This window comes from Nocardia vinacea NBRC 16497 (genome assembly GCF_000308835.1).
Taxonomy (GTDB): domain Bacteria; phylum Actinomycetota; class Actinomycetes; order Mycobacteriales; family Mycobacteriaceae; genus Nocardia; species Nocardia vinacea.
In genome coordinates, this window is the sequence record NZ_BAGN01000191.1 from 1 (window position 1) to 10,316 (window position 10,316).

A 10,316-nucleotide genomic window follows, 5' to 3' on the forward strand; every position below is an offset into this window, starting at 1 on the left:
ACCAGCGGCGCCCACACCTCGTCGAGGCGGTTCAGTTCCTTCCGGGTGCCCTGTTGCAGCAACTCGAGTTCGTCGACCAGGCGCGTATGCGCACCGCGCAGTCGATCGGGCAGGTCAGGCGAATAATCGGCGCCGGTCAGCGCCGCCCAGTCCGTCCAGGCGTGACGCACCGCGGTGGTGTCGACGGTGGGCGGATTGCGCGGATCGAAATCGAGTTCCGGGGGGATATGTTCCGGGAGTGCGCGGGCGTCGCGGACCGCCTGTCGGAGTGCGGCCCGCGCGGTCGCGAGCGCGTCGACTCGGGAGGTCAGCTCGGCGATCGAGGCGTCCGCACCGCGTAACCACGTCGCGTCCAATTCCCCACGCCCACAGACCGGACACGGACATTCCCCGCTGGCACCGACATGGTCGCGCGCCCGGCGCAGCAATTCCAGCACCCGCAGATCGGCCTCGGCATCGGCGGTCGAATCGCGCGCGAGCACCGTGCGGCACTCTTCGAGGCGTGTCGCGATCGCTTCCACTTCGGCGCCGGACGGCAAGACCAGCCGCACGATTGCCCGCAGCCCATCCGGCCCGACCGGATTCTCTGCCGTGCCGAGTATTTCGCGACCGATGGCCCTGAGATCGGGGCGATCCGGGCGCAGTAGCGCCGCCATCCGCACCGCGCGGTCGTCGGCCACCGTACCGAGCGCGGTCACCAGTTCGATGCGTTCCTGACGCGAATCTCGTGCGGCGCGTTCGAGTTCCAGTCGGCGGGTGCGAATCCGCTCCTGCGCCACGGTCAATTCGTCGAGGCCGAGCAGCCGGTGCAGCGCGTCGAACAGATCGCTCGGTTTGCCGTCGACGAGTGCACCGAGTTCGCTGTAGGACAGGAAGGGCCGATACAACTCCAGCAGACCGGCCCAGCGATTGCCGTCGAAATCCGTTGACGCGGTGCCGGATCGCTGTTCGGTCCAGTGCGCCTGGCTCAGATCCGCCTGCGGTGACCACTCTTTGGCGATGGTCAGCTCGGGATCTGCTCCGGTGGTGAGTAATTCGAGTTCGATGCGTGCCGAACCGCCGTCGTGCAGATTCCGCCAGCCCTCGCGCCATGCCGCCGACCGGCCGTCCCAGCGGCGATTACTACCGGTGAGCACCAACTCGGCGGCCTCAGCGAAGCTCGACTTACCACTTCCGTTGCGGCCCACCACCAACGTCAGACCGGGGCCCGGCGGCAACTGCAGTGTCGCCTCGGGTCCGATACCGCGGAAGCCGCGCACCCGGATCGCACGCAGGAAGATGCCGGAGCCGTCGAATTCGGTTGTCAGATCATCGGACTCGCCGCCGCCGAGGGCGCGGAGCACGGTGTGTGCGACGTCGGGGGTGACTGCGGGATCGGCCGCGAGCCGTCGAGATACCACTTCGGTCAGGCGCGGCACGGTCGCAGTATCGGTTCCGGGATCTGTACGCATGCGTAACCCCCTAGACCACGAACCGCGGCACGTCCTCCAACCCCGCACGGGTATCACTGTTGAAAGCTGAGCGAAACGCTACCCGATGGCGTCGAATTCGCCCACCGCGGTGCCGTTTCGCGCGGCCGGAAGGGGAAGATGCGAATCTGCCCGCGGGGATGGTATGGCCATCGAACAGGCTGGGCCCCGCTCGATGTCCACCCCTCGCCAACCCCGGCGGGCAGCTCGATGGTGTGTCACCCGATTTGGGTGGCTCGGTCGGAGCCGAACAGGACAGAATGCCAGAATCGGACAACCAGCGCAAGGCACTTTTCCTGCCGAATCTGTCGTCCGCGCAGCGTATTCCAGAGAAATAGCCGCTCACCACCTGACTTGTCGGTGGGCTGCGATAGAAATTCGACAACCGAGTAACGGGGGAAACATGACGTACAGTCGATCCGGGGCCGCCGGATGAACCAGGCGGGAGCCATACATATGACCGCGCCGTGGACCGAGGAACAGGTCAGCGCGCTCGCACCCGACGCGAGCTCGCTATCCGCCGCGCGCAAGCTCACCGGACGCTGGCACGGCACCGGACAGTCGGACACCGCGCTGTGGGGCCTGTGTCAGGGCAGCGGCGCCAAGCCATATCAGACAGTCGTGGATCTGGCAGGTCCGGCGTACAAGTGCTCGTGTCCGAGTCGCAAGTTCCCGTGCAAGCACGCATTGTCGCTCTTGCTCACCTGGTCGGGCGGCGCGGTCGCCGGAGCCGCGATCGCGGACTTCGCGGCGGAATGGCTCAACGCCCGCGCGGTCCGCGCGGCCGAGCCCGCCACCGACCCGCATGCCCGCACGGCCGATCCGGCGACCGCCGAGCAGCGGCGGGTGCGGGTGACGGCGGGTCTGGAGGAACTCGATATCTGGCTCGGCGATCAGGTGCGCACCGGGCTGGCCCAGACCGATCGATCGTTTCGTGCCTTCGAAACGATTGCGGCCCGAATGGTCGACGCGCAGGCCCCCGGCGTCGCCGCCACGTTGCGCCAGCTGCCGACCACCGTGGTGACCAGGGCGGACTGGCCAGATGTCGTACTCGCCGAATACGCGAGGCTGCATCTGCTGATCGCCGCGCACCGCCGGCTCGACGAATTGTCGCCGGCGCTGCGGGCCGGCGTCCGGACCCATATCGGCTATCCGACATCCGCCGAATCCGTGCGCGCCGAACCCGCGGTCCGGGATCAGTGGCAGGTACTCGGCATCCGGACCAGTGCGGAGGAGCGGCTCTACACGCGCCGAACGTGGCTGTACGGCAGGCAGACTCGACGCTGGGCACTGCTGCTCGAGCACTCCTTCGGCACGCCGAGCTTCTCGGTGGAGGTGCCGTTGCCCGGCATGATGGCCGACGCGGATCTGCACTACTACCCGGGTGGCGCGCCACTGCGGGCGCTCTGGGGCGAACGACGCGGTGCGGCCGAACCGTTCACCACACTGCCGGTTGCCTGCGGGACGATCGCCGCCGCATTGGCCGACCATGCCGAGGCACTCGCGGGTGATCCGTGGCTGCGATCCCGGCCGCTGCTGCTGACCGATGTCGTGCCGGTGTGGACCGAAAATGGCTGGTACATAGCCGAATCCGACGGTACCGCGCTGCCGGTTGCGGCTACCGAACAGCCGTGGCGACTGCTCGGGGTGTCCGGTGGGCATCCGGTGACGTTGGCCGCCGAATGGGGTGTGGCCGGATTGGTGCCGATCTCGGTATTCACCGCGGGTGAGGTCGTCGACGTCGACAGTGCGGAGTTCGGCACGCGTGCGACGTCGAATGCGCCTGCCGCGCCGGTGTCGGAGGAGCTGACCTCGGTCGCGCTGCTCGGTACGGCCCGCAGGGCAGCGGATCCCGCGCGGCTCGAGGCTCCGGTGGCCGCGGCGGCGACACGGTTGCGCACCGATCCGGCACTTGTACTTCTCGAATCTGCCGCTCTGCGTGGTGCTTTTGCGCGTGGTGGAGTGTCCGTCAGTACGGCAACCAAATCCGAACCCGCCGTGGATGACGCGCGGCGACTTCTGCCCCGCGCCGCGGCATCCCGACTTGCCCGCCTGTTGCGGGACCGGTCCCCCTTCCTGCCCGAATGGTTCGCGGCGGCAGCACCGTTCGACTATCGGGCCCCGGATGCACTGTGCTCGCTCCTGCTCGAGCAGGCGAAGGCGAATACCGAACTGCGCGAACCGCTTTTGCGTCTGGCCGGAACCCGCGGCCGCTGGCTGGCCGACCAGCATCCGGACTGGCGCGACCTGGTGCGACAAGGATCTTCCGATGCGCCGACGGAGCAGAGCTGGCAGTTCGGCGAACCGCCCGAGCGCCGCGAATGGCTCGCCGAACTGCGCAGGCGAGATGCCAAAGCCGCACGTGAAGCGCTGACCACGTCGTGGCCGAAGGAATCCGGCCCGCTGAAGGCCGAACTCTTGGCCGCACTCGCCGATGGGATTTCGGCCGATGACGAACCGCTGCTCGAGACTGCGCTGGACGATCGACGATCGGATGTCCGGCGAGTCGCGGCCGGACTGCTGCCACTGCTATCGGATTCGGCATTCACCCAGCGCATGACCCGACGCGCGAACGCATGGGTCACGGTCGAACATCTGCTGCTGCATCCGAATCTGGTTGTCCGCATTCCGGAGGAGCTCGACGATGCCGATCGCAGGGACGGCATCAACGACCGCACGGTGGAGTTCACCTATCGCTGGGACGGCGCACCGGACCTGCGTGCGGGTCGGCTGCGGCAACTCGTCGCGGCGACACCGCTGACGCACTGGGAGTCCGAACTCGGCGCACCGGATAAGGCCACCCGGGCCAAGACCAGTGACCGGTTCCGGCAGCCACTGTTCGACGGTTGGGTGGATGCCGCACTGGCACAGCATGATTCGGCCTGGGCCCGGGCGCTTTTCGACGCCGGGGTGCCGACCGACCTGGCGATGCTGCGCCGGCGCGAATTATTCGCGCTGCTGCCGCTGCCCGATCGCACCCGGCATCTGCTGCAATTGGACGGCGCGTGGCTCTCGGAGCTCGAGGCGCTACTGCCCGCCATGGGCCATCCGTGGCCGGAACCCCTTGCCCAACACCTGATTCTGTTGTTGTTCGAACGCGCACGTGCCGCGGCCAAACGCCCCGAAGCGCATGGCACCGGCCCCAGCGCGCATCGGTCGCTGCTGTCCGCGGCGGCCGTGCACCTGCCCGTCACCGCGGCGCGGACCGCCACCGCGGTGGCACGCCGATGCACCGATCCCAATTGGGAGCGAGCCTTCGATCAGCTCGCCCATGACCTCAACCACCGCTCGATGATGCTCGAGGAGTTGCAGTGACCACTATCGATTCGAAGCCGGAGCTGTTGCGTCCGCATGCCGAACAGGCCTATGCCGAGGAACTGCGGACACTGGCCGCGATCGACGATCGACCGCGGCCGCCGTCGTGGCAACTGTCGCCGTGGGCGGTGGTCACCTATCTGCTCGGTGGCACGCTCGACAACGGCACCGTGATCAGCCCCAAGTACGTCGGGCCGCGACGGCTCATGGAAGTGGCGGTCGCGACGCTGGCGACCGATCGGGCGTTGCTGCTGCTCGGCGTGCCCGGCACCGCGAAAACCTGGGTATCGGAACATCTTTCGGCGGCCATCAGCGGTGCATCGACGCTGCTCGTACAGGGCACCTCGGGTACCGCCGAAGAGGCGATCCGCTACGGCTGGAACTATGCGCGGCTGCTCGCGGAGGGGCCGAGCGAGGGTGCGCTGGTGCCGTCGCCGGTGATGACCGCGATGCGTCGCGGTGCCATCGCCCGGATCGAGGAACTCACCCGGATTCCCTCCGATGTGCAGGACGCGCTGATCACCGTGCTGTCCGAAAAGACACTGCCGGTGCCGGAACTCGGGATGGAGGTGCAGGCCACCAAGGGCTTCAATGTCATTGCCACCGCCAATGACCGCGACCGTGGCGTCAACGATCTGTCCTCCGCTCTGCGTCGCCGCTTCAATACCGTTGTGCTGCCGCTGCCCGCCAGTGAGGACGAGGAGGTCGCCATCGTGACCCGCCGCGTCGAACAACTCGGCTCCGCGCTCGAACTTCCGGCGGTTCCCGCCGCAGCCGAGGAGGTACGCCGGGTCGTGCGCGTTTTCCGCGAGCTGCGTTCCGGCATGACCGCCGACGGCCGCACCAAACTCAAGACGCCATCCGGCACCCTGTCCACCGCCGAAGCGATCTCGGTGATCACCAATGGCATCGCCCTGTCGGCACACTTCGGCGACGGCACCTTGCGCGCGTCCGATATCGCGGGCGCGGTCCTCGGCTCGGTCATCAAGGATCCGGTGGCCGACGCCGTCATCTGGACCGAATATCTGGAAGCCGTGGTGCGCGAACGCCCCGAATGGTCCGATTTCTACCGTGCCTGCCGCGAGGTCAACGGATGACGCGGCGCAGCCGACCACACCGCGAGTTCAACCGGGGGTGACACGGTGAGCAAGACAAACACGGCCGAAACCGACGACCGCACGGAAGCTGCGGACGTCCAGGAGAGCACCGCACCAAGTGGTCCGGTGACCCGCGTATACGGCATCCGCCACCACGGTCCGGGTTCGGCCAGATCACTGCGTACCGCGCTGGAGCAGTTTCGCCCCGACGCGATCCTGATCGAGGGCCCGGCCGATGCCGACCCCTTGGTCGGATACGTTGCGGCCGAGGGGATGTCGCCGCCCGTCGCACTGCTGGCCTATATCCCGGACCAACCCGCCAAGGCCGCGTTCTGGCCGTACGCCGTGTTCTCCCCGGAATGGCAGGCACTGCGTTATGCGGCCGAACACGCGGTGCCGGTACGGTTCTGCGATCTGCCCGCGACCGCCGTCCTGGCTGCCGAAGACGAGCCGGGCGATCGCATCGATCCACTCGCCGAATTGGCCGCGGCCGCCGGCTATGACGATGCCGAGCGCTGGTGGGACGCGGTGGTCGAATCCGTCGCCGACGCCGACGCTTTCGAAGCGATCACCGAGGCGATGGGTGCGCTGCGAGAAGCCGCTGAGCAAGGCCTGTTCGCGATCGGAACTGCCACGGGCACAACCGAAGACGTTTCGTCCGGGGATAAGCCGGATGGGGTGCGCGACATCTCGGCGGGCGGTCACTCAGCCGCAGGTGACGCCCACGGCGGAGGCCTCGCCCATGACGACGAGTCCCCTCCCGCCGGTCTCAACGGGTCGGCCGGCGACGAATCGCCGACCGACGACTCCGTTGGCGAAGCGATCGGGCTCGAAGACGTTGAGCGCCAACCCATCGACATCGACGCGCACACTTTGCGGCGTGAGGCGTATATGCGGCAGACGATGCGCAAGGCGTTGAAGGACGGGGCGCGGCGGCTTGCGGTGGTGTGTGGGGCGTGGCATGCACCGGCGTTGGCGGGGAGGTTGGGACCGGCGACGGCGGATACCAAATTGCTCAAAGGGCTGCCGAAGGTAAAGGCGACGGTGACGTGGGTGCCGTGGACGCATTCCCGGCTGGCGACGACCTCCGGATACGGCGCCGGAATCACCTCGCCGGGCTGGTATCACCACCTGTTCACCGAGACCGAGCAGCCGATCGCGCGCTGGTTGACCAAGGTGGCGGGAGTGTTGCGCGCGCACGATCTGCCGGTCTCCAGCGCGCACATCATCGAATCCGTCCGGCTCGCCGACGCGCTCGCGGTGCTGCGGGCTCGGCCGCTGGCCGGGCTGTCGGAGGTCACCGAGGCGGTGCGATCGGTGATGTGCGCGGGCGATGAGACGATGCTGCGGCTCGTCGCGTCCGAACTGGTGGTCGGCGAGGCACTCGGCGCAGTACCCGATGGAACGCCGACGGTCCCGCTGGATGCCGATCTGCGTGCCCGGATCCGCACCCTGCGGCTCAAGCAGGAAGCCCTGTCCCGCAACCTCGATCTCGACCTACGCAAGGAGCGCGAGGTCGAGCGCTCCCGACTGCTGCACCGGTTGCGGGTACTCGGAATCGACTGGGGCACACCGACAACCGGCGAAGTGCGCAGCACAGGCACCTTCCGCGAATCCTGGACGCTGCGGTGGCGACCGGAATTCGCCGTCTCGATCATCGAGGCCTCGCGCTGGGGCACCACCATCCGCACCGCGGCGGAGGCCAAAATCCTCGACACTGCGGGCCGCGAGGGCAGCACCGTCGGCGACCTCACGGCCGCACTCGAGGTCGCGCTGCTCGCCGACCTCGGCGACGCCACCAACGGACTGATCACCCGCCTGGAATCGGCCGCGGCACTCGACCACGACGTAACCCACCTGCTCGCCGCCCTCCCCGGCCTGACTCGGACGCTGCGCTACGGCGACGTCCGCGGCACCGATACCGAGGCACTCGCCCACGTCGCCGACGGCCTGCTCGTGCGGATCTGCGCCGGCCTGCCCGGCGCGGTCACCGGCCTCGATACCGCTGCCGCCGAACAACTCCGCACCCAACTGGACGCCGCGCACACCGCCATCCACACCCGCGACAACGACTGGGCCACCGGCGAATGGCTGGCCGCCCTGCACCGCCTTGCCGACCGTGACGATGTGCACGGTGCCCTCGTCGGTCGTGCCGTCCGACTGCTCGCCGATGCCGGACGCATCGACGAATCCGATTCCGCACGTAGGCTTTCCGCCGCGCTCTCGATCGGCAATACCGCCGCCGCCAAGGCGGCCTGGATCGACGGCTTCCTCGGAGGTCGCGGACTGCTGCTGGTCCACGACCGAGAGTTGTTGCGGCTCATCGACGATTGGCTGCGAAGTCTCGGCGACAATATGTTCGTCGAAATCCTGCCGCTGCTGCGCCGCACCTTCGGCGGATTCGAATCCGGGGAGCGCCGCGCCATCGGCCAGGCGGTGCGCGACGGCGGCTCCGGAACATCGCGTGCCGGCACGGACATGACGTTCGATGTCGACCGAGGGCTCGTCGCCATGCGCACGGTCGCGGACATCTTGGGGGTGCCGGTATGAGCCCGCGCGACCCACTCCAGTTCAGCTCGCCGCAACGTACATCGGCGACGGGACGACCCTCGATGCCGAGGCGAGACCGATCGCCATGCGCACGGATGCCGGAAAGGCAGCCCACGAGCAGCCACAAGCACTCCGGTAACGCCGCACTCGGCCCCGCACCGCGATGTGGCGGCATCCTGCCGTCCCCTACCTCCCCGGAGTGACCGGATGAACGCGATCGATGAAACCCAGTCCAGGCGTTGGCGTCTGGTTCTCGGCACCGCCGCCGAACAACCCCTCGGCGGCTTGGGTTCCGCGGACGACGAGGCCATGGATCGAGCCCTGGGCGCGGTCTACAACACCGACGAGCAGACCTCCGGTAAGCGCTCAGCCGGACTCGGCGGCTCCGCACCGAAGGTGGCCCGCTGGCTCGGCGATATCCGCACCTACTTCCCGTCCACCGTCGTCGAGGTCATGCAGCGCGATGCCGTCGATCGCCTCGATCTGACCCAACTCCTGCTGGAACCGGAACTCCTCGAAGCGGTGGAACCCGACGTGCACCTGGTCGGCACCCTGCTGAGCCTGAATCGGGTGATGCCCGAAACCACCAAGGCGACAGCGCGAATGGTGGTCGAGAAGGTGGTCCGCGAAATCGAACAGCGCATTGCCGCACACACCGTCGCGGCGGTATCCGGCGCACTTAACCGCGCCGCCCGCGTCACCCGACCTCGGCTGCGGGATATCGACTGGGACCGCACAATCCGCAAGAATCTCGCCAATTACCTTCCCGAACACCGGACCGTCGTGCCCGAACGCCTGGTCGGCTACGGCCGCAAGGCGCAGGCGGTGCGCCGGGATGTCGTCCTCGCTATCGATCAATCCGGTTCGATGGCCTCCAGCGTGGTCTACGCATCGGTCTTCGGCGCGGTCCTGGCCTCGATGCGGTCGCTGAAAACGTCCCTGGTCGTTTTCGATACCGAGGTCGTCGACCTGACCGAACAACTCACCGATCCGGTCGAGGTCCTCTTCGGCACCCAACTCGGCGGCGGCACGGACATCAATCGCGCCATCGCCTATTCCCAATCGCTCATCACCCGCCCCGCAGACACCCTGTTCGTCCTCATCTCCGACCTCTATGAGGGCGGTATCCGCGAAGAGATGCTGCGCCGCGTCAATGCCATGCGGGAATCCGGCGTCCAGGTGATCGTCCTGCTCGCCCTCTCCGACGACGGCGCTCCCGCCTTCGACCACGACAACGCCGCCGCTCTTGCCGCCCTCGGAATACCGGCCTTCGCCTGCACCCCCGACAAGTTCCCTGACCTGCTCGCCCTCGCCCTCGATCGGGGCGATATCCAAGCCTGGGCCAACCGAAATGGTGGAACCAGCTGAGTCAGCGCGTCGGCACCGGCTGCGGACCCACCGGCCCCATCGCACCCCACGCCGTCGCCGAAGCGGGCACAACCAGCGGATGCAGCAGCGCCGCCAGCCCGAGCAGCACCACCGCGACAATCGCGTCGAGCCAGTAGTGATTACCGGTCCCGACCACGACCACCGTGGTGAGCACCGGATGTGCAAACGCCAGCCACCGCCAGGAACTCCGGGTCGCCGCGACCACCGCGAAAGCCAGCAGCAAGGCCCAACCCACATGAAGCGAGGGCATGGCCGCGAACTGGTTCGATAGCCCGCCGGAATCCGGTGAGCCATAGACGGATTGGCCGTGTATGGCGGCGAGGTCGACAAAGCCGAATTCGGGCAGCATGCGCGGCGGCGCGAGTGGTATCAGCACATGCACCACGAGCGCGGCTCCGGTCAATGCCACCATCAGGTTGCGGGTCCAGCGGTAGTGCTCCGGCCGGAAGACCCACAGCCACAACAGCACCCCGACCGCCACCGTGAAATGTGCGGT

At 67.9% G+C, this 10,316-nt stretch carries 6 protein-coding genes; 4 read left to right on the plus strand and 2 right to left on the minus strand.

All coding sequences use genetic code 11. The features are described from left to right. The coding region (locus ON44_RS26470; RefSeq protein ID WP_040694961.1) for an AAA family ATPase at positions 1–1,451 on the minus strand (1,451 nt) is incomplete at its 3' end. Between the two features lie 474 nt (positions 1,452–1,925). On the opposite strand from ON44_RS26470, the gene ON44_RS26475 reads away from it, so the two are divergent. From ON44_RS26475 to ON44_RS26490, 4 genes are all read left to right on the plus strand, one after another. Then, on the plus strand, positions 1,926–4,784 hold the full coding sequence (locus ON44_RS26475) for an SWIM zinc finger family protein (protein ID WP_040694967.1): 2,859 nt from the start codon (positions 1,926–1,928) through the stop codon (positions 4,782–4,784). Next, a complete protein-coding gene (locus ON44_RS26480) occupies positions 4,781–5,881 on the plus strand; it encodes an ATP-binding protein (RefSeq protein ID WP_040694963.1) in 1,101 nt (366 codons plus the stop codon). Before ON44_RS26475 ends, ON44_RS26480 begins: the two co-directional genes overlap by 4 nt. A 126-nt stretch (positions 5,882–6,007) precedes the next feature. Continuing rightward, positions 6,008–8,431: a DUF5682 family protein gene (locus ON44_RS26485; RefSeq protein ID WP_040694969.1), complete on the plus strand. Its 2,424-nt coding sequence runs from the start codon at positions 6,008–6,010 to the stop codon at positions 8,429–8,431. A gap of 207 nt (positions 8,432–8,638) precedes the next feature. After that, a complete protein-coding gene (locus ON44_RS26490; protein WP_040694965.1) occupies positions 8,639–9,799 on the plus strand; it encodes a VWA domain-containing protein in 1,161 nt (386 codons plus the stop codon). A gap of 1 nt (position 9,800) precedes the next feature. Here ON44_RS26490 and ON44_RS26495 read toward each other — a convergent pair. Then, positions 9,801–10,316, minus strand: a 516-nt coding sequence (locus ON44_RS26495) for a phosphatase PAP2 family protein (protein ID WP_040694970.1), incomplete at its 5' end; no start/stop codon positions are given.